23 protein-coding genes are annotated in these 25,896 nt (G+C 38.9%); 11 read left to right on the plus strand and 12 right to left on the minus strand.

Annotated elements, in window-relative coordinates; all coding sequences use genetic code 11:
* Positions 1-106: 106 nt before the first annotated feature.
* The 3 genes from D0T56_RS05590 to D0T56_RS05600 all read left to right on the plus strand — a co-directional run bounded on the left by D0T56_RS05590 (position 107) and on the right by D0T56_RS05600 (position 5,208).
* Positions 107-2,398 carry an NADP-dependent malic enzyme gene (locus tag D0T56_RS05590; protein WP_163319153.1) on the plus strand — a complete coding sequence of 764 codons (2,292 nt, stop codon included), beginning with the start codon at positions 107-109 and terminating at the stop codon, positions 2,396-2,398.
* A gap of 231 nt (positions 2,399-2,629) precedes the next feature.
* Positions 2,630-4,522: a long-chain fatty acid--CoA ligase gene (locus D0T56_RS05595; protein WP_163319154.1), complete on the plus strand. Its 1,893-nt coding sequence runs from the start codon at positions 2,630-2,632 to the stop codon at positions 4,520-4,522.
* A gap of 29 nt (positions 4,523-4,551) precedes the next feature.
* Entirely contained in the window at positions 4,552-5,208 is a 657-nt protein-coding gene (locus tag D0T56_RS05600; RefSeq protein ID WP_255491061.1) for a DUF1287 domain-containing protein, read from the plus strand.
* A 50-nt stretch (positions 5,209-5,258) separates the two neighbouring features.
* Here the strand turns inward: D0T56_RS05600 and D0T56_RS05605 are convergent, their stop codons facing one another.
* From D0T56_RS05605 to D0T56_RS05635, 7 genes are all read right to left on the minus strand, one after another.
* Positions 5,259-6,899 (minus strand): fumarate hydratase, encoded by a 1,641-nt coding sequence (locus D0T56_RS05605; protein WP_163319155.1) that lies wholly within the window; start codon positions 6,897-6,899, stop codon positions 5,259-5,261.
* 84 nt (positions 6,900-6,983) lie between these two features.
* Positions 6,984-7,901, minus strand: coding sequence for a hypothetical protein (locus D0T56_RS05610; protein ID WP_163319156.1), 918 nt, complete (start codon positions 7,899-7,901; stop codon positions 6,984-6,986).
* Positions 7,901-9,355: an MBOAT family protein gene (locus D0T56_RS05615; RefSeq protein WP_163319157.1), complete on the minus strand. Its 1,455-nt coding sequence runs from the start codon at positions 9,353-9,355 to the stop codon at positions 7,901-7,903. The genes D0T56_RS05610 and D0T56_RS05615 overlap by 1 nt, the downstream gene beginning before the upstream one ends.
* Positions 9,356-9,370: 15 nt before the next feature.
* Entirely contained in the window at positions 9,371-9,613 is a 243-nt protein-coding gene (locus tag D0T56_RS05620; RefSeq protein WP_163319158.1) for an acyl carrier protein, read from the minus strand.
* 2 nt (positions 9,614-9,615) lie between these two features.
* The gene (locus D0T56_RS05625; protein ID WP_163319159.1) at positions 9,616-11,337 is read right to left on the minus strand and encodes an HAD family hydrolase; all 1,722 of its coding nucleotides are present in this window, start codon (positions 11,335-11,337) and stop codon (positions 9,616-9,618) included.
* Between the two features lie 60 nt (positions 11,338-11,397).
* Positions 11,398-11,943 (minus strand): OmpH family outer membrane protein, encoded by a 546-nt coding sequence (locus D0T56_RS05630; RefSeq protein WP_163319160.1) that lies wholly within the window; start codon positions 11,941-11,943, stop codon positions 11,398-11,400.
* A gap of 86 nt (positions 11,944-12,029) precedes the next feature.
* A complete protein-coding gene (locus tag D0T56_RS05635; protein WP_163319161.1) occupies positions 12,030-12,644 on the minus strand; it encodes an OmpH family outer membrane protein in 615 nt (204 codons plus the stop codon).
* A gap of 192 nt (positions 12,645-12,836) precedes the next feature.
* Between D0T56_RS05635 and D0T56_RS05640 the strand changes: the two genes are divergently transcribed.
* From D0T56_RS05640 to D0T56_RS05655, 4 genes are all read left to right on the plus strand, one after another.
* Positions 12,837-14,297, plus strand: a complete 1,461-nt coding sequence (locus D0T56_RS05640) for an aminoacyl-histidine dipeptidase (protein WP_163319162.1) — start codon at positions 12,837-12,839, stop codon at positions 14,295-14,297.
* Positions 14,298-14,369: 72 nt separating this feature from the next.
* Positions 14,370-15,095 carry a DsbA family oxidoreductase gene (locus D0T56_RS05645; RefSeq protein ID WP_163319163.1) on the plus strand — a complete coding sequence of 242 codons (726 nt, stop codon included), beginning with the start codon at positions 14,370-14,372 and terminating at the stop codon, positions 15,093-15,095.
* Between the two features lie 30 nt (positions 15,096-15,125).
* Entirely contained in the window at positions 15,126-16,595 is a 1,470-nt protein-coding gene (locus D0T56_RS05650; protein WP_163319164.1) for a choice-of-anchor Q domain-containing protein, read from the plus strand.
* A 12-nt stretch (positions 16,596-16,607) separates the two neighbouring features.
* Positions 16,608-17,210: a hypothetical protein gene (locus D0T56_RS05655; protein ID WP_163319165.1), complete on the plus strand. Its 603-nt coding sequence runs from the start codon at positions 16,608-16,610 to the stop codon at positions 17,208-17,210.
* An 8-nt stretch (positions 17,211-17,218) separates the two neighbouring features.
* Here D0T56_RS05655 and D0T56_RS05660 read toward each other — a convergent pair whose 3' ends face one another.
* From D0T56_RS05660 to D0T56_RS05670, 3 genes are all read right to left on the minus strand, one after another.
* Positions 17,219-17,755: an RsmD family RNA methyltransferase gene (locus tag D0T56_RS05660; protein ID WP_163319166.1), complete on the minus strand. Its 537-nt coding sequence runs from the start codon at positions 17,753-17,755 to the stop codon at positions 17,219-17,221.
* Complete coding sequence (locus D0T56_RS05665; RefSeq protein WP_163319167.1) at positions 17,752-18,567, minus strand: DUF3822 family protein; 816 nt, start codon at positions 18,565-18,567, stop codon at positions 17,752-17,754. The genes D0T56_RS05660 and D0T56_RS05665 overlap by 4 nt, the downstream gene beginning before the upstream one ends.
* A 332-nt stretch (positions 18,568-18,899) precedes the next feature.
* Positions 18,900-20,423, minus strand: a complete 1,524-nt coding sequence (locus tag D0T56_RS05670; protein WP_163319168.1) for a peptide MFS transporter — start codon at positions 20,421-20,423, stop codon at positions 18,900-18,902.
* Between the two features lie 384 nt (positions 20,424-20,807).
* On the opposite strand from D0T56_RS05670, the gene metA reads away from it, so the two are divergent.
* Both metA and D0T56_RS05680 read left to right on the plus strand, forming a co-directional pair.
* Complete coding sequence (gene metA, locus D0T56_RS05675; protein WP_163319169.1) at positions 20,808-21,758, plus strand: homoserine O-succinyltransferase; 951 nt, start codon at positions 20,808-20,810, stop codon at positions 21,756-21,758.
* Positions 21,755-22,276, plus strand: a complete 522-nt coding sequence (locus tag D0T56_RS05680) for a DUF4625 domain-containing protein (RefSeq protein ID WP_163319170.1) — start codon at positions 21,755-21,757, stop codon at positions 22,274-22,276. Before metA ends, D0T56_RS05680 begins: the two co-directional genes overlap by 4 nt.
* On the opposite strand, the gene D0T56_RS05685 is transcribed toward D0T56_RS05680, so the two are convergent.
* Positions 22,258-23,478 (minus strand): hypothetical protein, encoded by a 1,221-nt coding sequence (locus tag D0T56_RS05685; RefSeq protein WP_163319171.1) that lies wholly within the window; start codon positions 23,476-23,478, stop codon positions 22,258-22,260. The two genes, D0T56_RS05680 and D0T56_RS05685, sit on opposite strands and share 19 nt — an antisense overlap.
* Positions 23,479-23,620: 142 nt before the next feature.
* Between D0T56_RS05685 and D0T56_RS05690 the strand changes: the two genes are divergently transcribed.
* Positions 23,621-24,112 (plus strand): hypothetical protein, encoded by a 492-nt coding sequence (locus D0T56_RS05690; protein WP_163319172.1) that lies wholly within the window; start codon positions 23,621-23,623, stop codon positions 24,110-24,112.
* Positions 24,113-24,157: 45 nt separating this feature from the next.
* Entirely contained in the window at positions 24,158-24,958 is an 801-nt protein-coding gene (gene zupT / locus D0T56_RS05695; protein WP_163319173.1) for a zinc transporter ZupT, read from the plus strand.
* A gap of 116 nt (positions 24,959-25,074) precedes the next feature.
* Here zupT and D0T56_RS05700 read toward each other — a convergent pair whose 3' ends face one another.
* Complete coding sequence (locus D0T56_RS05700; RefSeq protein WP_163319174.1) at positions 25,075-25,887, minus strand: AraC family transcriptional regulator; 813 nt, start codon at positions 25,885-25,887, stop codon at positions 25,075-25,077.
* Positions 25,888-25,896: the final 9 nt, after the last annotated feature.

A 25,896-nucleotide genomic window follows, 5' to 3' on the forward strand; every position in this document is an offset into this window, starting at 1 on the left:
TCGATACTCTCAGGATGACAAAATTGAATAAAACGAAAAAGTCTAGACGGTTTCACAATATAAATTCTATTAGTCACATTAATCATACTTCAAAAATTGATGTTGTATGCCTAAAATAACAAAAGATGCGGCTCTCAATTACCATAGTAAGGGAAAGCCCGGAAAAATTGAGGTTGTGCCAACCAAACCTCACAGTACCCAAAACGACTTGTCATTAGCCTACTCGCCGGGGGTTGCCGAACCCTGTCTCGAGATAGAAAAAAATCCCGAAACAGTTTACGACTACACGGCAAAAGGCAATCTTGTAGCTGTTATCTCCAATGGCACGGCAGTGTTAGGATTGGGAGACATTGGCGCTGCTGCTGGGAAACCGGTGATGGAAGGTAAAGGTTTGTTATTTAAAATATTTGCGGGGATAGACGTCTTCGATATAGAAATAGACGAAAAAGACCCTGAGAAATTTATTCGAACGGTGAAAGCCATATCACCAACATTCGGAGGAATCAATCTGGAAGATATAAAAGCCCCTGAATGTTTCGAGATAGAGCGCAGATTGAAAGAAGAGTTGGACATTCCCGTCATGCACGACGACCAGCACGGAACTGCAATAATATCATCGGCAGCACTACTCAATGCTCTGATTATTGCCGATAAGAAAATAGAGGATATCAAAATCGTTGTAAACGGAGCCGGCGCATCGGCTGTTGCCTGCACTAAACTTTATATGAGTTTGGGAGCAAGGAAAGAAAACATCATTATGTGCGATAGCAAAGGTGTTATCAGCACAAGAAGAACAGACCTGAACGAGTCGAAAAAGCTATTTGCCACCGATAAAACAGCAAATACACTATCTGAGGCTCTCGTAAACGCAGATATGTTCCTCGGTTTGTCGGTTGCCAACGTATTGTCGGCAGATATGGTGAAATTGATGAACAAAAACCCCATCGTTTTTGCTTTAGCAAATCCTGATCCCGAAATACCATACGACGAGGCTATGGCTTCTCGCTCTGACATAATATTTGCCACAGGACGTTCCGATTATCCTAATCAGGTGAATAACGTGTTGGGCTTTCCTTATATCTTTCGAGGTGCGCTAGACGTCAGGGCAAAGGGAATAAACGAAGATATGAAACTGGCGGCAGTAAGAGCTATTGCCGACATTGTGAAGGAACCTGCTCCCGATGTTGTAAACTCGGCCTATGGACTTCAGAAACTTACGTTCGGACGAGAATATCTCATTCCAAAACCGCTCGACCCCCGGTTAATCACCAGCGTTTCTATGGCTGTGGCTAAAGCTGCCATTGATTCGGGCGAGGCTCGAAAACCAATAGAGGATTGGAGTGCATACGAAAACAAGTTGAGCGAAATGATGGGTTACAGCAACCGATTGATAAGACGTTTAACCTCTTTGGCAAAAAGTAACCCAAAACGTGTTGTGTTTAGCGAAGGCAACCACATCAACATGCTGAAAGCCGCTATTACAGCCTATAAAGAGGGTATCTGCATACCCATACTCATTGCAAATGTAGAGCGCATTAATAGGATTGCAGCAGAAAACGATCTTAGTCTTGATGGCATCGAAATCATTGACAACCGCAATGTAGAGGAAGACTCGACGCGTGACCGCTATGCCAAAATTCTGGCAAAAAAAAGGGAACGTCACGGATGGACATACATGGAGGCATTGGAAAAAATGAACGACCGCAACTACTTTGGCATGATGATGGTTGAAACGGGAGAAGCTGATGCCCTGATTACGGGAATATACAGCCAATTCCGTGAGTTTGGTCGCTCGGCTCTCGACATTATCGGGCTGGGTGAGGGTTACAAACATTTCTCGGCAATGCATATCCTGCAAACCAAGAAAGGGATATTCTTCATTGCCGATACGCTGATCAACCGTTGGCCTGCAACAGAAACCCTCATCGACATTGTGAAACAAACTCACGATGCCGTGCGTTTCTTCTCCACCGACCCTGTGATGGCAATGCTTTCGTTTTCCAATTTCGGAGCCGATCGTGATGGTAGTCCGCACGAAATAGCGATGGCTATACAACATCTACACGAACATAACCCCGAAATATGTATTGATGGCGAAATGCAAATAAATTTTGCATTGGATAAAGATCTGCGCGACAAGATGTTCCCGTTCAATAAGATCAAAGGCAAAGATGTTAACACCTTGATATTTCCGAACCTAAGTTCTGCAAATATCGTGAGTAAAATACTTATGGAGATGGGTATGTCGGGCGATACGATAGGCCCAATTCAAATGGGTCTGAACAAGCCTGTGCATTTCACAGATATGGAAAGTTCGGTACGTGATATCATCAACCTGACAACGGTGGCTGTGGTTGATGCTATTGTTCATGAAAAAACCGACACAAGAAAAATGTGATGTTATAAATATTCGCCGGTATTTGTCATCCTGAGCATAGCGAAGGATGGCAAATAATAGAAGTCATCTAGACTTTTTAAATTATACTTAATTTTTGAGTTTTTGTCATGTTGAACGTAGTGAAACATCTAAAAAACAGATCCTTCGATACTCTCAGGATGACAAAATTGAATAAAACGAAAAAGTCTAGACGGTTTCATAATATAAAAATAAACCAAGATTTAAATACTAATGAAAACTATTATCAACTTATTCAACGAAAGTGTAGAAAAATATAAGGATAAATCTTTTTTGTGGGAAAAGACAGCCGATCAATTTTCCCCGTTAACTTACGGACAGACAAAGCAAAAGGTCTATCAATTGGCATCAGGACTTCTCTCCTTAGGGATAAAAAAGGGAGATAAGGTTGCCTTATTGTCAGAGGGTAGAAACGATTGGATTATAACAGAGTTGGCAATACTACATCTTGGTGCTGTGAACGTTCCTTTGTCCATAAAATTGGAAGAAAGCAATGACCTGTTATTCAGGTTGAAACACTCGGAAACAAAATATATAATAGTATCGGGTGGTCAACTGAAAAAGATAAGGGCAATCATAAATGATTTACCCGACATTGTGAAAGTTGTAGTTTATGATATTAGCGCCGATCTGCAAGATAAAGAGATTTCATACACCGAAGTCTGCAAAATCGGCACGGATAATCTGGATAAAAACAGAGCACAAATAGAGGCTTCATCCCTGGATGTGAAAGGTTCGGATATTGCTAACATAAGTTACACCTCAGGAACCACCGCCGACCCGAAAGGAATACTGCTTTCGCATCGAAACTATACGGCAAATGTTGAACAAGCGATGTCGTTAATTAAAATTGACCCGGAAGACAGCAACCTGATAATTCTTCCGCTAGACCATTGTTTCGCACATGTTGCCGGGTTTTATACATTCATGGCATACGGCGCAAATGTGGCTACGGTTCAGAGGGGAAAAACTCCTGCCGAGGCATTGCGCAACATCCCTCTGAACATAAAAGAATTCAAGCCGACGGTTATTATGAGCGTTCCCGCTCTGGCTAAGAATTTCAGGAAAAATATAGAGGCAAACATAAAATCGAAAGGTGATTTTACGGTTAAGCTGTTCAATCATGCCCTTAAAACGGCTTATGCCTATAACAAGGAAGGATACAACAAAAAGAAAAATCCTTTCACAAAACTTTTGCTGAATGTTTATGACAAAATTCTTTTCTCGAAGGTGAGGGAAGCCTTTGGTGGTCGATTGAAATTTTTTATCGGAGGCGGAGCATTGTTAGATATTGAGTTGCAGCGTTTTTTCTATGCTATCGGTATACCCATGCTTCAAGGTTACGGACTTTCGGAAGCAACTCCTATCATCTCGGCAAATGCTCTGCATAGGCATAAGTTGGGTTCTTCGGGCTTTTTGGTAAGCAACCTTGAACTGAAAATATGTGACGAGGACGGAAAGGAACTTCCTCTGGGCGAAAAAGGGGAGATTGTAGTAAAAGGAGAAAACGTGATGCTTGGTTATTGGAAAAATGATAAGGCTACGGCTGATACCGTCAAAAACGGATGGCTATATACGGGAGATATGGGTTATATGGATAACGACGGATTCCTTTATGTATTGGGTCGATTCAAAAGCCTATTGATATCGAGCGATGGTGAGAAATATGCGCCTGAGGGCATCGAAGAATCTATTGTGGAGAAGACACCTTACGTTGATCAAATAATCTTGCACAACAATCAAGACCCATATACAGTGGCTTTGGCTGTTCCTAATGTTCCGAATCTGAAAGAAGCCGTAAAGAAAATACATCCTCATCTGGAGTGGGATTCTAAGGAAGCAAAAGAACAGGCTCTGATGTTGATACAAGAATCAATAGACAAGTACAAATCGAAAGGCGAATTTGCCGGGGAATTTCCCGAAAGATGGCTTCCTGCTGCCGTTGCCGTTTTGCCGGAACCATTTACCGAGCAAAATCACATGGTGAACAGTACAATGAAGATAGTGAGGGGTAAAGTTGAAGAAGTTTACAAAGATCGCATAGATTTTCTTTATACGCCCGATGGCAAAAAGATTATCAATGAGAAAAATATCAATAGCTTGTAAGATATAATTCTAAATCTAATAACTTCAATATGATGCGTTTACAGCTCTTTCTGTCTTTGATATTTGTTGCTCATTTCTCGTGTGCGCAAACTCCCAAAACGTTGAACGAACAGGAGGATATCCCGCCCACACAGAGCGATACTGTCATCGAGAAAGATTTTTATGCCAAGTTGTCTGATGCCGCATTGCAATTGACAAATGATTTTGTGATATACGATCCGGCATATTTCTCGATACCGTATCCGAACGGAGATGTTCCGGCAAACAAAGGTGTATGCACCGATGTAGTTGTCCGTGCATATAGGAAGTTAGGCATCGACTTGCAAAAAGAAGTACACGAAGACATAAAAAAGAATTTCAACTTATATCCCAGTCGCAAAAAATGGGGATTGACAAAACCTGACCGAAATATTGATCATCGCCGAGTGCCGAATCTTCAGGTATTCTTTTCCCGGTTTGGGAAGAGTCTGAAAGTAACTGATATAGCAGAAGATTACCTTCCCGGAGATATAGTAACATGGGATCTTGGCGGAGGCCCTGTTCATATAGGAATTGTTGTTGATCGAAAATCGAAAGACGGAAAACGATACGGCATCGTGCATAACATAGGAAGAGGTCAGGTTGCAGAAGACTGCCTTTTCAGCTGGAAAATAACAGGACACTACCGATATGATGGTAAGAAGTAAAAAAAAGCAGAATGATTTTCATTCTGCTTTTTTCATATTTATTTTTGATATTATCCGAAAGCGCAATTTCTTGGCTTCAATTGTTTGAAGAAGTCATTTCCTTTATCATCCACTAAAATAAATGCAGGGAAATCTTCCACTTCAATTTTCCAGATTGCCTCCATACCCAGTTCAGGATATTCCAAACACTCCAGACTCTTTATGTTTTCCTGAGCCAGAATAGCCGCCGGACCTCCTATACTACCCAGATAGAAGCCTCCATATTTATGGCAAGCATCGGTTACCTGTTGGCTGCGATTACCTTTTGCAATCATTATCAGGCTACCCCCATGCGATTGGAAAGAATCGACATACGAGTCCATACGGCCCGCCGTAGTTGGCCCCATCGAACCACTGGCATATCCGGTTGGTGTTTTTGCAGGCCCTGCATAATAGATAGGGTGATCTTTTATATATTGTGGTAAATCTTCGCCCCTGTCCAATCTTTCCTGAAGTTTGGCATGTGCAATGTCACGACCAACAATGATTGTTCCCGTCAAAGAAAGACGTGTTGAAACAGGATATTTGCTCAGTTCGTTCAAAATTTCTTTCATCGGGCGATTGAGGTCAATCTTCACGCCACCGTTTTCGCCGGCTTCACGCATTTCGGCAGGAATAAGGCGAGCCGGGTTATCTTCAAGTTTCTCCAACCAGATTCCATCTTTATTAATCTTTCCTTTGATATTCCTGTCAGCCGAACAAGAAACGCCCATCCCCACAGGACAAGATGCGCCATGACGAGGAAGACGAACAACACGTATGTCATGCGCAAAATATTTTCCTCCAAACTGAGCACCTAAGCCCAAGTTTTGTGCGGCTTCCAACAAACGGGCTTCCATTTCCAAATCACGGAAAGCACGTCCGCCCTCGTTTCCTGAAGTTGGCAAGCTATCGTAATATTTTGTTGATGCCAGTTTCACAGTCTTGAGGTTTGTTTCAGCCGAAGTTCCGCCAATAACAAAAGCTATATGATAAGGAGGGCACGCAGCCGTTCCCAACGATTTCATTTTCTCGATAAGGAATGGTTCAAGTTTTTCGGGAGTCAACAAAGCCTTTGTTTCCTGATACAGATAGGTTTTGTTGGCTGATCCCCCACCCTTTGCCACAAAAAGAAATTTATATTCATTTCCTTGTATAGCATACAGATCTATTTGAGCAGGAAGGTTACAGCCTGTGTTCACTTCGTTATACATATCGAGGGGTGCATTCTGAGAATAACGCAGATTGTCTTCGGTGAAGGTATTGTAAACTCCCTTAGAAAGAGCCTCTTCATCATTTCCGCCAGTCCACACGTTTTGACCTTTTTTACCCATAATAATGGCTGTTCCTGTATCCTGACAGAATGGAAGTATGCCCTTTGCCGAAATTTCGGCATTACGGAGGAAAGTCAATGCCACAAACTTGTCATTATCACTAGCTTGCGGATCAGACAAAATTTTTGCCACTTGTTCCTGATGTTCGGGACGAAGCAGAAATTCTACATCGTGAAAAGCATGTTGTGATAACAGGGTTAGTGCTTCCGGCTCAACTTTGAGGACTTCTTGTCCCTCAAAATTTGCGGTTGAGACGTAATCTTTCGATAATAAGTAATATTCTGTTGTATCTTTTCCCATCGGGAACGTTTCCTGATACTTGAAAGGAGGTGTTGCCATATATATTTATATTAAATAGATTAGTTGATACAATTGTGTGCAAATTTACAAAATATTCTCCGAAGCATTACTTTAATAACAAATTTAATCGGGTAGTGTGTGGATGATACTGTCTAGTCTCAGGCTTAGTTTTTTTGCTCCGTATTCATTCAAATGGTTACAATCTGCGAGATCATATTCGGTAAAGGATGTATCAGATAAATAATCATAAAAATAAGTATTATCATAGTCTTTTACCATTAGATTAGCAATATTCTTTGTCATCTCCCATTGGCTCTTATTCAGGTTTTCGTAATAACCCTTATGAGTAGGGGTTGTTACCAAAATCACTTTAATATCTTTACGCTTTGCATATTGAATAATATTCCGCAATATTTCTGTGTTTTCCCTGACACATTCAGGATCATCTATTGTATGTTTTTTAGCTATCCGTTTACCATCTTTCTCCAGGTTATTATTCAACTTGAAAGGCTTCTTTATCCAACCATTTTCTTCACAAGTAACAGGACTTTCATTGTTGAAAAAATACTTATACAGTCTTTTCAAATTTACGTCTAACTTATTGCCGGATACCTCCGTATAATCGGATATAGACTTTGCTTTTCCAACACGATAGTAGATCAGGTAATTTTTTATCCTCCACCACTCATCTATCGTTTCCAGCCTTTCGGTCATTGTACAATATGACATTGGCAAAATAATATATTTCAGATTATTCCACTGTTCATCATATTTCATCAGAATATCGTAATCAAAGTCTAAAGACTGAGAAACATAAGCAGCATTATAGCAATTATCGGAAAAAAACTCAGGATTAATCCCATACATAATATGGGATGCTCCCAACAAGAGCACCTCTATGTTCTGAGCATGTCTGTCTAAATATTCGGATTTATCTTTATAATCGTTGGGTATACTTCTCAAAGCAACCTCCATCCCAACAACAAGAATCATTATTGGCAAAAGAAATATAAACAGATATTTAATAAACTTCTTTTTCATCAGAACTGAGCATAAATAAATTCTTGTTCTTCTCCAACATACAAAAATATCATAACGATGAGCACATAATAAAATGCCCACCTTAAATATCTGCTTCTATTTTGCAAAATTACATACAGCGGGCACTCTTTTGCCCGCCCTTTCCATTCCAACATGAAGAAGACAAGGATAATAACCAATAGAATAGATAATTTTATTAACGATAAATACTCTATGTCAGCCACATTCACAACAAAATGTTGAGTCAATATTCCTGCCAGATAAGAAAAAGCATGAGATACACTATCTGCCCTGAATACAACATTGGTGAACATAATCAGAAGAAAAGTAGCTACCATATTTCGCAATTCTTTTCCGTTAGGCAATTTTTCTATTTTAGGTATCTTTTTATTCATTCTTCCTCTCAATATCAGAGGTATAAAATAGCATCCATGTAAAAAACCAAACAACACAAAAGTCCAGTTTGCCCCGTGCCATGCTCCAACAATTACAAAATTGATGATAGAAGCCAGAATTATGCCCCATTTATCGTAATCCCTGAATTTGATTGACAGAGGTGTGAATACATATTCCGTTAGCCACGAAGTGAGAGACATGTGCCAATTTCTCCAATAATGAGCAACATTTTGAACGAAAAATGGATAGTTGAAATTGATAGTTACATTTATACCCAACAGTTTAGCTATACCAATAGCCATATCCGAATAGCCTGAAAAGTCAGTATATAGTTGAACGGTATAAAGAAATGCGCCCAAAAGTAGTAAGTAAGAAGGTAAGTTGGCATAATCTGCAAAGAGGTGATTTGTTATCTCGGCACAATTGTCGGCAACAACCACTTTCTTAAACAATCCCCACAATATCTGCTTCAGTCCGTTTACAGACATGCTATAATCGAACTCACGTTTCTTTTCCAATTGAGGCACAAAAGTACGTGCTTTATCAATCGGGCCTGCAATAATACAGGGAAAGAATGCCACATAGGCAAAAAAATTAATCCAATTGGTTACAGGCTCTATTTTTCCTTTGTCTACATCAAGAATATAACTGATGGTGCGGAATGTATAGAAACTTATTCCTAATGGTAGTATAATCTTTAAAGTGTGGATATTAAGGCTTATCTCGAAAAATGCAAACGCATCAATAAATGAGGTTATGAAAAAATTTGTGTATTTGAAGTACACGAGACTCAGAATTCCATACAAAACTCCAAACCAGACCAAAACTTGCCTCTTCTTTTCGTTCTCGGTTTTTCCTATTTCGATACCAAGAAAATAATTAATGGCAGAAGACGCAATCAAAAGAAAAAGACATTTCCAATCCCATACAGCATAAAATAAATAGCTGCCTGCCAGCAACAGAATATTTTGTAACTTAATTCTGCCACCTGTTCCAAACCAATAGAGTATGAAAAAAGCAACAAAAAAGAAGAGAAAGCCTAAAGAATTAAGTTCCATATGCTAAGGAAAAGACTATTGTATTTTTTCAGTTATAGAATTTATCATTTCCCCGACATTGTTCCACGATTGTATTTCTTTCGATTTGAAACGTATATCGAAATGCTTTTCAACAGCTACAACCAATTGTATGTGTGTCAACGAATCCCATTCCTCCACATCATCGGCAGTGGACGTATCTGTCAGATTTATTTCGTCATTATCAAGAATATCCTTGAATATTTCGTTTACTTCTTCTAAAACCTGTGATCTTTCCATTTCTATTTTTTTGAAATAAAACATTCTTTTTCGATGTATGAATCTACATCCAGAAACCAAAATCCATATTTAGCCTCAAATCCCAAGTTGAGATAATGATCCCGAACCATCTGATTTTTAGGTGTAGGTATATATTCGCCTTTCAGCCAACGGAATCCTTTTTCCTTAGCCAATTTAACTATCGTATTCAAAGTGAAATTCTCCATACCTCTTTTCAATACCCGACAGCTCATCAGCCATGTGTCAATAAACAAAGTGTCTTGATCTTCGGCTTTTAGCAGGACGATACAGATCAACCCATTGTCACCAAACTTGTCTTCCAATGTAAAGGTCTGAGAAAAAAAAGTATTGTCATTTGCAATGCGGAGAATGTCGGAATCAGTGTAACGAACTGTCCTCAAATTGAACTGATTGGAACGTTGTGTCAATTGGGCAACCCTCGGTTCATTAAACTTGTTAAAAGGTTCGACCAACGAAACCATATCCAAACTTTTCAGGAAATCGTCTTCGTTCGTAAAACGGTCTTGCTCAATTATCCTTTTTGCCTCTGTCTGATATTGCTTTGTCCTTTCCCCGTCTTGAGCCGAATAGCTGACAGTCTCGAACAGGTTTAAAGAATACAGATATTCCAGATAATCAGCAGGGTCTTCGGGCAACTCCGGCACTGTTATTTCAGGTATATTTTCCCTTACAATACATCTTTCGGCAGGATTGTCATCCAAAAATACCATAGAATCGAAACCTATATTCAAAATACTCTGTATTCGCCTGATATTATCCGCTTTGTTTTCCCAATTAGCAACGAAAACAGCTATATCGTCTAGTTTCAACACCATATCAGGATGTTTTTCGAAAGGCTCTTTTGCAACCGATTCTGTATTTTTGCTACAAACCGCCAAAATTATTCCTCGTTCTTTCAGTTTCTTTATCCAATATTGAAACTCTGTAAATGCTTTGCCAATACCTAACGATCCTATCTGGATGGATTCTATCCCATCGTCACCAATCACACCACCCCAAAGAGTATTATCAAGGTCGAGGATAAGGCACTTTTTTATTTTCCCAAAAAAAGCCTCTATTATGTCCATAGTTTCTTTCGCCACAAAAGGCAGAGCATCTATGGATATCAGCATTTCTGTGTTGACATAAATTGATGCCTGATAAAAAACGTCTTTTCTTATCTGGTTCTGAATGGAAGATATGTCACAGACAAAAAAGTTTGGATGTTGCAATGCGAATTCATTCAATTGGTAATTCAACTTACGAAGCTGAAAAACAAAAGACGATTCTACTTTATTGGCAAAACTACCGAAAACAGCATCATCTATTTCGGTATAATTAAAGTATATTATTTTCGAATTTAGCCGAGACTCAATAGAATCGACCAATCTATCCAATAGCGAAATACGATCATCAGACAGAGATAGACGTTCTTTTTCTCCAATTTTATTATATTTCAACAATAATTTGTGCGAAGACTGATATATCACAACTATTTCCGGCTGAAATTTATACAATTCAGAATCCGGAGTTAACACTTGATATTCAATCTGATTAAAATCCGCTTCAAATATCTGCAAATCAAAACCTGAATCAAAACCTGTCGCACGCAAACATTGCGAGTAAAACTGTGTGGCAGAATCGCCAAGTATGGCAATCTTCACAACTTTTTTACCGGAAAAGTCTAATTTCAGATTCTTTTTTAATTGATTGAAACTCTTCATTGTTCGTATAATCGGATTTCAAAATTAACGTTTTTATTTCAGATTTCGAAAAGTTACTAATCATTTGCCTTTTGTTTCTTTATATCTCTGATTTATATATTTTATGAATTCCGATGTGATATTGTATTTCTCCTTAGCATACAAGATATTATCAATTCCGGTGTTGGTGAATACCATTTCATAATTTTTATCACTCACGTATTCGGCAAGATATTTGCGGACAGAATCGGCTAATGTGGCATTAAGACTCTGTTGTTCAATAGACAATTCTTCATCTAGTTGCTTGCCCAATTCTTCCAGATCCGTGCCCATCTTCAGAATCCTGTCGTACTCTTTCTGAGCACGTTCTGCATTGAGGAAGGTATTATTATCTATTTTCTTCTTAAACTCAGTTTGTACAGCTTCAAGAGTCTTTTCTTTTTGGCTGATCATCGTTTTCGAAGTTTCTATCTTTCGCTGCAATGTCTCATTTATTTCTTTCGCATAGTCATAATGGATGAGAACCGAATCAACGTCAATATAAGCAATCGGTAATTTTGCATCCTGTTGAGCCATTGCAGAAACAGAACATAGCAGGGCAATAATTAATAGTTTTGTGTGTTTCATAAATAAATTAGATATATCTGATTAAGCAAAAAAGAGCTTCTTCATTTCTGAAAAAACTCCTTTTTGTTCATTATTTGTATTTTAATTTAGTCTTTTTTAGCCGGAGATGTATATCTACTGTTCAACAAAGCTAAAACAGCATCCGTAATATCATAGCCTTCTTTTGCATAGATAATATTACTTAAACCTCCTGTGTTGCTGAATATTACCTGATAATTTGCTTGGAGGTTGTATTCCTTAATGCAGTTGCGGATAGAATCTTCTAGCTGAGTATTCATTTTATGTTGCTCAACAGCTAGTTCTTGCTCAAGGCGTCCTGCTGTTTTTTCCAGCTCTAGTCCTACTTTCTGAATTCTTTCGTACTCAACTTTCGCTCTTTCTTCGTTCAAAAATCCATTATTCTGTAATTTACGTTGAAATTCTTGTTGTTCTGAGACAAAGTTCTTTTGTTTCTGATTTACAGAAGCTCTCGACGACTCAAACTTACGCATCAATGTTTCGTTTATGTCCTTTGCATAAGTATAATTGACCAATACGGAGTCAATATTTACATAAGCCACAGGAAGTGTGAAAGACGAATCGTTTTCAAATTTCACAGATGGTGTCAAATCATTCTTGCTACCGGATTTAAAAAACAAAACGTATAAAACAATTACAGCTACAAAAAGAATAGCATTAAGCACATAAGGTAAATTCTTCATTTGAATAATTAAGATTAGTGATCTTTCTATTAAAACATGACAAAGATATATTATTATGTGAATATAAATCGTTGTTGATACAATTAAAAGATGTGAAAATTCTTTGCTAAATAGCTTTCTTAATACTACTTTTAGCAAAATAAATTGTTTAAACAAGATAAACGGAACAATAAAACTCAAAAAAAGACAGATATGACAATACATGATTTGAAACCTTCGGTTGTGTGGAAATACTTCTACGAACTGACTCAGATTCCACGGCCATCGAAAAAAGAAGAGAAAGTGATCGCCTATCTTCTCAACTTTGCCAAAGAGCATAATCTTGAAGCGAAAAAAGACCATGCAGGCAATGTACTTATTACAAAACCGGCCACAAAGGGCAAAGAAAACCTGAAAACGGTTATTTTGCAGGGGCATGTCGATATGGTTTGCGAAAAGAATAACGATGTGACGTTCAATTTCGATACAGACCCTATCCAGACTTATGTTGATGGAGATTGGCTAAAGGCTAAAGGCACAACTTTGGGTGCCGATAATGGTATGGGAGTAGCTGCCGCATTGGCTATATTGGCTTCCGACAATATCGAGCACGGACGCTTGGAGTGTCTTTTCACTATTGACGAGGAAACAGGATTGACAGGAGCATACGCTCTCGGAAAGGATTTTCTGACAGGTGAAATACTGATAAACCTCGATACGGAAGAAGAAGGAGAGATTTATATCGGCTGCGCAGGCGGTAAAGGTACAACCATAACATTCAAATATGAAGAAGAAGAACCTCCTTCGGGATATTATTGGTTTAATGTTGCCATAAAAGGACTAAATGGCGGACACTCAGGCAGTGAAATACATAAAGGATTGGGCAATGCGAACAAAATACTTGCCCGCTATCTTTGGGAGGTATCTCGCAAAATGGATTTACGATTGGCTAAAATATCGGGCGGAAACCTTCACAATGCAATAGCGCGTGAGGCCTCGGCTTTGGCGGGTGTGCCCATGGGTGACAAAGAACGGGTGGCCGTGATGCTAAATATATTTGCAGCCGAAGTTCAGGGAGAGTTATCAGTTATCGACCCCAATGTACAATTAACTATCGATACTACCGATCAACCTGAATTTGTATTCGACAAAAATACCACTCGTAACCTATTGAACGGACTTGTAGCTTGTCCTCATGGTGTATTGGCAATGAGTCAGGATATACCCGGATTGGTGGAAGCATCAACTAATCTGGCATCGGTGAAGATGAAAGAAAACCAAACTATTGTGATAGGAACCAGTCAACGCAGCTCAACCGAGTCACTTAAAAACTATGCCGCCAATATGATTAACGCCGTATTCACTCTGGCAAAGGCAAAGGTAGAACATGGCGACGGCTATCCCGGATGGAAACCAAACCCAAACTCCGAGATATTGAAGGTTGCAGAAAAGGTTTACGAAGACCTTTATAAAGTTGAACCCGAAATAAAAGCCATACATGCCGGATTGGAATGTGGCTTGTTCCTTGAAAAATATCCATATCTGGACATGGTTTCTTGTGGTCCAACTATCACCGACGCACATTCTCCGGCCGAACAGGTGAATATTCCTTCGGTTGCTAAATGGTGGGATTTTCTATTGGAAGTTCTGAAAAACGTTCCCGAGAAAAAATAATGTCATAAAACTTATTTTATAAACTTTTCAAAGCCTCTTATGTATCAGGAGGCTTTGAATTTATTGGGTGATATGGAAAAAATGAAGATAGAAATATGGTCTGACATTGCATGTCCATATTGTTATATAGGAAAAAGGAAGATGGAGAAGGCTTTAGCAGCATTTCCATTTTCCGATCAGGTAGAAATAATCTGGCACAGCTACGAATTAAATCCCGATCTGCACAAAACAGGTGTAGATAAGCCTTACTCCGATTATTATGCCGAAACTTTCGGTCTGACTGCCGATAAAACCAATGCTGCCTTGAACAAGGTTGCTAATCTTGCAAAGGAAGTAGGACTGGATTATCATTTCGAAAAACTAATAGCCACAAACACATCCGATGCCTTACGCCTGGTGAAACTGGCAAAGAAATATAATCTGGCAACCGAAGCCGAAGAAGTATTATTTAAGGCTTATTTTACCGATGGAGAAAATATTGGCGACCAATCTACGTTAATAAGGTTAGGTGTTGGTATTGGACTTCCCGAAACCGAAATTGTATTGCTGCTCAACGGAGATAGTTTTCTGGACGAAATAGAAAAGGATATCCGTCGTAGCGAAGACATTTTGGGATTGGAGTATATTCCTTTCTATCTGTTCAACAATAGAGACAAGATAGAAGGCTCCATTGCCGACGACGATTATCTTAAAATATTAACTAAAGCATTTGACAACTGGAAAATAAATGGTGTATCCGATGTCAGCGGAGATTTCATCAGCGGGCAAGCCTGCTCCATTGATGGAAAATGCGACTGAAAAGTTTTCTGTAACTATCAAAACTTTTATATGAAAAGTATTAAATATATTGTTCTCATTATCACTCTATCTTTCATCTTTGCTTCGTGCGAAGACGACACGTTTTCAATATCAGACGATTCGGGTATGCGGATCGAGTTTTCGTCCGATACACTTCGCATAGATACTATATTTACAAGCCTTGGCTCAGCCACAAGACGATTGAAGGTCTACAACCACAACAACGACGGACTGAAACTTGAGTCCGTAAAACTGATGGGCGCAGGTCAGACCGGGTTCAGGATGAATGTGGACGGAATAGCCGGCGATGAAGTGAACAATGTGAATGTATACAAAAAAGACAGTATATTGATTCTTCTGGAAATAACAGTCGACCCATTAAATTCAAATAGTCCTTTGCTAATTCGTGATTCGATACAATTCAAGTTTAATGGTAATACCCAATACGTTCAGTTGGAAGCCGTAGGGCAAGATGCCATTGTATGGAACAAAAAAACGATTAGCGAGGATACAACTATCACTGCTGAAAAACCGTATCTGATATACGATACCCTAACCATCGAAAAGGGTGCTACATTTAACATTGAGAAGAATGTCCGCCTGCATTTTCACAACGGCGCAAAGATGGTAGTGAATGGCAAAATCAATTCTAAAGGAACACTCGACGAGCCGGTATACTTCCGTGGAGACAGGTATGACAGGGTTATGAGCAACGTTCCATACAATAACATTCCCGGGCAGTGGGATGGCATAGAAGTAGATTCGCTTAGTTTCGGCAACCATTTTGAGTATACGCATATCAGGGGAACATCGAACGGTATACTTTTCCGTCATTCCGATACGTCGGAGGTTAAGGCTACCTTTCTCAATTCGGTTGTGCACAACAGCCTTACGGATGTAGTTTCAGCAACCAACTGTAAGATAATTGCCCAGAACTCACTGTTCTCTAATGGAAAAGGTGCTACGGTGCGGCTGATTGGCGGCTCGTATCAATTCACGCATTGCACCGTTGTCAATTACTATTCGTGGTGGGGTGGGCATGATAAGGCTTTGATAATAGGAAATATCATTGACGAGATGTCAGAAACTCCGGAGATAGTTCCGTTGGGCAGATGCGACTTTTTCAATTGCATCGTATCAGGCAGTGGCGGTTCAGAGATTGCCTTTCAGAATAAAATAAAAGGCAATGTCGCAAATGTTCAGTTTGAACATCTCTTCAGAAATTGCATCATCAAGAGCAAAGGTGAGGATGATAAGAATTTTATAAATACAATTTGGAATGAAGACCCTAAATTCGTAAATATCAATGACGACAAGGATGATACGAATTACAACTATAATTTCAATTTAACAGCCGAATCTCCTGCCATCGATAAAGCAGATATAACATATTCGTTATCTTTGCCTCTGGATATGAACGGAGTTTCACGCCTAAGTGATAATAGACCGGATATAGGTTGTTATGAGTGGGTTGAACCGGAAGAAGAAATAAAACAATAAAATACAATTAACGTGAGATCAACAATTTTAGCCGATTTAGAAAAAGACAGGAAGTTCAAAAGGTTCAGCATGCCTCAATCTTTTATCTACAAAAACATCCTGATTATTGCTCCCATATTACTAATATTTATCGGACTTTTAGGAATCTTGTTCTTGTTTAAACAAGACCTGCTGATTTCTTATTACACCATATTTTATGCCGTATGTTTTGTATTGGGCACTATCTGGTTAAAAGCCATCAAACAATTCATAACCAACAAGGCGATCAATAAGAACGGATCGTTTCTTGCATGTTGGGCAATACAACTGGACGAAGATAAGAGCAATGCTTACTTCTTGTTCACCACCGGAAACCATAGGCACGACAGGATATATGTTAATACCATCAGAAAGAAAATGAATGATGAAAAGAGCTTATATCTCGGCAAATTGAAACCGGGACACACCATTTCTCTGACAACCCGGTTGGAAGCCAATGACGACGTCTATGTGGCTGCATTAGCCAAAAGCACAATAAAACGTAAAAATGCTAATTATACAAGCAACGAACCGTTGCCTGTGCTTTTTATCGACGAGAAAAATGTAGTTCCGATTCCCGGTAAGTATATGTCTTAGCCGTTTTTTTACCCTTTCTTGAAAACACTGAAATTGACACTGCCGTAAACACGTTTCTCACTGAAAAATGGCAAGTGAGAGAAGTCGTAGTCTTTCGAATGTTCCATTACAAACAAGGCTCTATCGTTCAGTATGTCTTTTTCCAGAACTTGTTTCGGTACATCAGCCAAAAACTTCAGATCGTAGGGAGGGTCGGCAAAAACAAAGTCGAATTTTTCACGGGTAAGCAACAAAAACTTAAATACATCCATCTTATTGGTGTATAATTCATCTGCACCCAGTTCTTTCTTTGTTTTTTCTATGAAAGAAAAGTTTAATGGGTCTTTCTCTACGCACCATACACGGGGACAACCTCTCGACACCAGTTCGAAACTGATGCTGCCCGTTCCTCCAAACAAATCGAGTGCCACGGTTTCTTCCCAATTGATGTAGTTGCTGAGCGAATTAAACAGGTTTTCTTTCGCAAAATCGGTTGTAGGTCTTGCTTTAAAATTTTTAGGTAAGGTCAGTCTCTTGCCTTTATATTTTCCACTAATGATTCTCATATCGACAAAAGTAATAAATCTAGTGGGGTATTTCTTGCTTCTTCTGCCAAAAACTGCACTTCGCTGGGTATTCCCAGCATAGATACATTTTTTACATATTTAGTCAGGTCGGCTGCAATCCTGAATTTATCTGTCGAACTGCCAATCAAAAACAAAAAGTCTTCAAGTTGGTCAAATCCGCACTTTTCCCACATGTTCAATATATAATACACTGCATCCGAGGCGTTTGTGTCTGTGTACGTAACAGCATGTTTCAACCGTGAGTTGCTAAAACAAAAAACATCTGTCATTCCGCCACAAAAATTTATGTAAATCTGAGAAACAGAATTCACCACTCTAGCCTTATCCCGGAAGTATGGGATCAGTATGCCCGTATAATGAAAAAAACGAGGGTTGAACAGGCTGCGTGCCATAAACTTATGCACGTCTTCATCAAAACTATACAGCAAAAAATTGTTGTCAATAGTTTTTTCATCAGTCAATACCTTTCCCTCATTTCCATAATGCACAAAATCGAAGAGTTCCTTTTTGCGATTCTTCTCGTAAAGATATTCAGGAACCAGGTCGTAGAGAGGGGTTACATACACTACATTCACCTGTTTGTACATGTATGTCAGGTAGTTGTTATCGAAAATAATCTGCTGTACACTAGCTGTCAAATCCGCATCTTTCGAAAACGGAAATTCCTTATAATTATAACTACTTCCAACCCCGGGCTCGAAAATAATGAATGACAAGCCATCTCTTTTTATCCTGATCGACAAAATATATTTGCCGGGATGAGTGAGGTCTATGTTATCAGGAAAATCCATTCTGCTAAGTTTTTATTTATTGAAACCGTCTAGACTTTTTCGTTTTATTCAATTTTGTCATCCTGAGAGTATCGAAGGATCTGTTTCTTTAGATGTTTCACTACGTTCAACATGACAAAAACCAAAAAATTAAGTATAATTTAAAAAGTCTAGATGACTTCATTTTATTGAATCAGTAATAAAATAGGATCTTTTTTTATTCAACATATCATCTTCCGATAGGCAGGCTTCATATTGTCATTGCTTGGGCGCAAGATAAGAAATCCCCACATCGAAAGATGATATGTCGAGTTTAAATGACCTTTTTTCGTGTCAATTTTCAGATATAAAAGTTACTTCGTAACTCGTTCGAGCCACTTCATCATAATGAGCATTGTGAACATTGAAATACAACAAGCCACAACAAACACCGTCCATGTTGCCCATATTGGAATACTCTTGTAAAGGATCACACCGATAAATAGCAACTGATTTCCCAAGGCTGTAGCACCGAGCCAACATCCTTGCATAATACCCTGATACTGAGGTGGTGCAACCTTCGATACAAAGGCAATTCCCAACGGACTGATAAATAGTTCGGCTATGGTTAATATCAAATATGTCCCGATCAATAAGAATGGAGTAACCCGCAACGCGTCTGGCAAACCACCTGCTGCGCTTCTTTCAGCATCTGAAGGAAGATTCATAGACCCTACGGCCATCACAATAAAGGCGAAAGCCGCAATACCCATTCCCACGGCTATTTTCTTTGGGGTAGAAAGTTCTATTCCTTTAGCTTTGAGCCAACCAAAAAATGCGATTACAAAAGGAGTAAGACATACTACGAACAAAGGATTAAACATTTGAAAAAGCTCCGCCCCTTCGAGAGTAGTGAAACCTAAATCAAGTTTCAGCATTCGTGTATAATCATTTGCAAACAAGGTTAATGTTTGACCATTTTGATGGAACGAGAACCAAAAGAATATTACTACCGCAAATACTGCAAAAAGAGCATATAGCCTTTGTTTTACTTCCTGAGCATCCATTTCTACAACCTTTGCAGCTTCGGCTTTATCCAGTTTTTTCGCAGCCGGATCGGGCAGTCCTTTTTTATTTACAATAAATACCACCAACGATATCAGCATAGCAACTATTGCTATCCCGAAAGAATAGTGATAGCCTGTCAAAAAAACATCCAAATAGCTATTGGCAAATTCCGTCAAATTGGACGAAGTATTTCCCACTTCCTTAGCCAATTCGGCAAAACGAGCTGAAGCCTCCGGAGTCATTTTTCCGGCAAGCCATTGATTACACAATCCGGGAAGGTCGGCATTGAAGGCAAAACCGTTGCTTTGCACCCACCAGTTTCTTAATCCCACAGCAATAAGGGGAGCCACCATTGCTCCTATATTGATGAACATATAGAATATCTGAAATCCTGTTTCACGCTTATCGGCATATTTAGGATCGTCGTACAATTGCCCTACTACTGCTTGCAGATTACCCTTAAACAGTCCGTTGCCAAAAGCTATTGAAAAAAGTCCCAGGCATGTAATTGTCAAAATAAGAGGCATATTGCTAACCGGTGTGTCGGTAGGAATAGCCAATATTACATATCCTACGGTCATTAATACTAAACCGACAAGGATAGTCTGTTTGTATTTTTTTGTTTTATCGGCAATCACACCTCCCACCAAGGCTAGCAGATAAATGAGTGCATAGAAAACCGAATAGATGAGAGAACCCGTAGACCCCTCAAACCCGAATTTATAATTCAGGAACAGTAAAAGGATAGCCATCATGATATAGAAGCCAAAACGCTCTCCCATATTCGATAACGAGGCGGCTAACAAACCCTTAGGATGATTTTTAAACATAAAAAAGATATTTATTAGTTTATAATTAGATTAAATTTTATATTGAAAATATTATATGTGATTTATTTTTAGCCGATTATATTAAACACTTCGTTGCATTAGCCGTACAGTATCTACTGCTGATTTTATTCACGGAATATAACTGGCGCATAAAAATATGAAAAAAAATGTCGTTATTCGGTTAAAAATATCATTTTATTAGCAAACAATACACATTTTTAGTTCATAACACAGTATTTTATACGAAATTGCAGAATGATTAGATGCTTTTTCAGACATTTTTTCTATTATCAAATTTCTAACGGTTCAATTCTTCGGATTATACTGCATTTCTAAAAAAACACTACCTTTGTGCTTTCAACACAAAGAAAGGAGAATAAATTAATGCCTGTTACATTACCAGATAATTTACCAGCAATAGAACTCTTGAAAAAAGAGAATATATTTGTAATGAGCCAATTGCGAGCTAGTAGTCAGGATATCAGACCGCTAAAGGTGGTGGTGTTGAATCTGATGCCGATGAAAATAGCCACGGAAACAGATTTGGTGCGCTTGTTGTCGAACACTCCGTTGCAAATAGACCTTAGCTTGGTAAAATTGTCTACCCATCAATCGAAGCATACTCCCGAAGAGCACATGCTAACGTTCTACAAGGAATTTGACGAAATAAAAAAAGAGAATTATGATGGAATGATAATAACAGGTGCTCCGGTTGAACATCTGAATTATGAGGATGTTAACTATTGGAACGAATTGTCTGAAATATTCGATTGGGCACGTAAGCACGTTACGTCCACATTCTATATATGTTGGGCTGCGCAAGCTGCGCTGTATCGTTTCTATGGGATTCCGAAACATAATCTTCCGGAAAAGATGTTCGGGGTTTTCAAGCATACGATAAACGATCGCAACTATCCTCTGTTCAGGGGGTTTGACGACGAATTTTATGCCCCGCATAGCCGTCATACGGAAATTAGGAAAGAAGATATTGAGAAACATCCCGAATTGAAGCTGCTATCCGAATCGGAAGAAGCTGGAGTTTATATAGTTATAGGACGAGGAGGGCGTGAATTTTATGTGACGGGACATTCCGAATATTCATTATACACGCTTCATAACGAGTATGTTAGGGATAAAGAAAAAGGTTTGGATATAGTGATGCCTAAACATTACTACAAACACGACGACCCCGATCAGAAACCTATTTCGCGATGGACTGGTCATGGTAACCTGTTGTTTAACAACTGGATAAACTATTACTTGTATCAAGAAACTCCGTATAATTTGTCGGAAGTGGAAAAAATGGACTCAATTAAAACATTGGATAATAAATGAAGCGTTTTAGCAACAAATATATATCGTTAGTATTGGCTATTCTGTCAATATTCATGTTGGCGTGCAATAGCGATGAGGTGGGTGACGATAACACGCCGCCAAAAATAGTGGGGTTCAGCGTTGGAAATCAGGATACTGTATATGTAAATTATCCAAACAATCTGTTCAACATAAAGATGTCAGACAACGACGGACTTTCTTCCATTTTCATCAGAATAGATCAACAAAATGAATCGGGTGGAAGATTGAATGAGAAAGGCGACAGCGTGTATATGGTGTATCAGGCTTCTTTTGGCAGCAAGGATCTGTTCGGAAAAAAAGAGGCCGATCTATCCGGTTTCATTTCAATCACCTCCATTACAGATACCATAACGATAGATGCACTTAGAAAAGACTTGCCTATCATTACGGGTGACTACAAGATGGTTATAAAATGTATGGACATGGCAGGAAACAGGGATTCGGTTTTTCACGATGTCAAGGTCTACTACTTTTCCAATCAGGCTTCGGGCGAATAGTTGTCCTCTCTTTTCCTGACAATCATATAAGCGTGATATTTGCTGTTTTCTGTTATCGGACAAAGTGACAAGTAACCCTCCGTTATTCGACTTTTTCTGACATTTAGTGGCATATTTTCCGACATTTCCTGATGTTTTTTCAGAATTTCATCCTTTTTCAGGCTGAAATCTATCTGAAAAAAGGCATTAGAATCCGCACCTATATAATTTTCAAATAGCTTCAGGGAAAGATACCCCATATTGTATCTCATATTCACCTCAAGGCAAGGGTGCACCAGATATTTCCCGTCTTTTTCTATGATCATCATATCCACACCTATGCAACCCTGATAATATGCAGAAACGTATTTTTGTAGAAGTTCTATTAAAATATGCTTTATGTTATCAAATATACTTTTATCCACATAAGCGGTTAATTTTCTCTCCAATTCGGACTGACAATCAACAATATTACCGATATACGCTCCTTTGTTATTAGTGGAAAAGACCGAATATCCCTCAAAATTGACAACGTTTTCGGTCACCATAAACTCCATGGCAAAATCCATTTTCTTGTTCAAAACGGGTTCGATACTTACCTCTCCCTGTTTTTTTAACATTCCTGTCAATATTTGCCTCTCGGTGCGGGTCAACTCTATTTCGGGCAACCAAAGTAAACCTCTGCCCGACGAAGAATACGGAGCCTTAGCCAGAAAACGCCCGTGTTCTGAAGAAAGTATATTTTCTACTTCCGAAAGGCTTGATACAAACCTAGGGATTATAAAGTTATCGCCTCCCGTTTTTTCGATAATTTCTTTCAGAATGAGGTTGGCAAAATTTCTGCTGCACAAGTGCCTGTAATTCCTATCCCATTTCGGGATATTCAAATCCAATGAGTATTTTTCAGACAATTGTTCCCAAAAAAATATAGCCTGAGGCGAAACGCCCCATAAAATAACCTCCTGACATTTTAACTCGTGGTGATATAGGGGAATATCTTTTTCTGAAAACACATTTATTTTACGGTCGAAAAGATTGAAGATTGAATCGCAATACCGTTTATCGTCTTCATTCCACACGAAAACCCAATCAGAATCAGAGGCATACCATGCCGGAAGAAGTGCCAGCTCTTGTTGCATTGCCACAACATTGGCAGGAGCCATATAATATTGAGATTCGTTTAAGACAGCAGTTTCATGTCCCGGATTGAAAAAGTGGATCATCAGTTATATTTCACATTATTTTTGCGAATATAGAAAATTTTATAGAATATATTTTAAAAGACCTTTATGTTAGTCTATATTAACATTACAAACAGATGCAGAACATTTATTTGAGGTAGATTTGCCGTTCATAATCGCTTATATGAACCATACGAACAGATACATTTGCACAATTTTTAATATCCTGATATTGTCGTTTTCCGTCACATTATCGGGGCAAATCGGTATAAGCGACGAATCGAAGAAAATGTTGTTAAAATCAGTAAATCCGTTCAATAATCAGGGCGCCGATCTCTTTAAGCAACAACTGAAACCTCAAAACAGCGTGTTGGAAAACAAATATCTGGATGCTTACAACAACATGAAAGCAAAGTCGGTACTAAACAATACGGATGTGGATAAGTATAAAATAGACAAACACGTTTACACTTATTCCAGTAAAATACCGGCAAATCTCATCCCGCCCGGATCGTATGTTCCTGTGTATATGGGAGGTCATTTTCATTTGGTGTCAACAGCCGGAACTCTAATGTCTCCCAGTGGCTTAAGCCTGACCGGATGGAGTCCGCCACGATTGTCAGACAAATCGAAAACCATTCTGCGAAACGTTTTCGGAATGGAAGTAGAAGATTAACATTCCTTTATTTTTCAAGATTTATTTCACTATCTTTGCTTAATCATGGAGGGTCAACATATATTTTTTGCATTTATATTGACTGCGATTGCCGGATTGTCGACCGGTATAGGCAGCCTTATAGCATTGGTGGCAAAGCACACCAATACAAAATTCTTGTGCGCATCTCTCGGATTTTCGGCAGGAGTGATGATATATGTTTCATTCATGGAAATGATGCCCGGCGCATTAACCCAATTGACAGATGTGTTTGGCGAAAAACCTGCCACACTGTATATGATTCTGGCTTTCTTTGGAGGTATAGCTTTCATTAATCTGATTGATTTTGCCATTCCTGAAACAGCAGTCAACCCTCACGAAATTACAGGTGTGGAAGACATGAAAAATGAAAAAAACACCCTGAAACGAACAGGTTTGTTTGTTGCCATATCCATAGCTATACATAACTTTCCGGAAGGCATTGCCACTTTTACATCGGCTCTAGGCTCTCTGGATGTTGCTATCCCTATCACTGTTGCCATCGCCATACACAATATACCGGAAGGAATTGCCGTGGCTGTGCCCATCTATCATGCGACGGGAAGCCGAAAAAAGGCTTTTTGGTATTCGTTCTTGTCGGGTTTGGCAGAACCCTTTGGGGCATTGATAGCCTATTTGTTCCTCTTGCAGTTTTGGAGTCCGGCCGTAAGCGGTATTGTTCTGGCAGCAGTAGCCGGAATCATGGTATTCATATCATTGGATGAATTGCTGCCCAGTGCCGAAAAATATGGAAAGCACCACATCTCTATAATGGGGTTGATTAGCGGAATGTTGATAATGGCCGTTAGCTTATACTTATTTATTTAAAGAATGTTATAAAGCCTTACTTTATATTATTTATGTAAAAAAAATAATACCTTTGTACACTGATACTGAGACACTGAAAAGGCTCTGTCACTTGTAGAGTGACGGAGTTTCTTTTTTTATAGATATTGTTTAGTTCTGTTTTTTCTTCTGATTTCGGATGGAGAACACCCCAGATTTTTGTGGCAAAATTCATTGAAATGAGATAAGGTGGCAAAATTATAATTTGTGCTTATCTCTTTCAGGCTTTTGTTTGTTTGGCAAATGTCCTGATACACCTGTTTTGCCTTGTGATTTCTCACCCAATTGTATGCCGACATATTGAATACCCGTCTGAAACGCTTGTTAAACCCCGAGTAGCTATAATTCATCTTCTCAGCCAGTTGACGCACAGAACGAACTTCCGGCAGATAAGTATGCACCTGCTCCGAAAAAAGAAAATCATTGCTCCAGTCCATTCTGAGAAAAGCCTGTAGTTCTTCTTGCGAACAGGATATTTTGAGCAGATAATCCAGTTCTTTTACCTTCAAATGCCAGAGATAGTTGTCGTTGATATTCTTTATCCGATAACTTTGTAAAGAAAGTGCGTAGCTGAAAACCATGTCATTCATGGTCAATACCTCTATGCTGTTTTTGTGTGCAACATCTGATTGCAATTTATTGGAACACAGATAGAAAAACATATTCAATTCGTCAGTTAAGTTTATACAAATCAACAAACATTTTTCCGCAGATTCTATCTTAGCATCACAATCGGAGGGCAGGAAAAACATGTCTTTTGTTTTGATCTTGCTATTCTGATAAATTGTAGATAAGATATTTGCACTTCCGTGCACCACCATTATTATACTGTTTTTGTTTTGTCCCAAATCATACTCCTGACCTATATCCACAGCTATGAATTCTATCGGTCGCATTTTTCCGAACTCCATATTTTTTGT

The organism is Dysgonomonas sp. 520 (genome assembly GCF_010501095.1).
In the GTDB taxonomy this organism is placed as follows: Bacteria; Bacteroidota; Bacteroidia; order Bacteroidales; family Dysgonomonadaceae; genus QVMP01.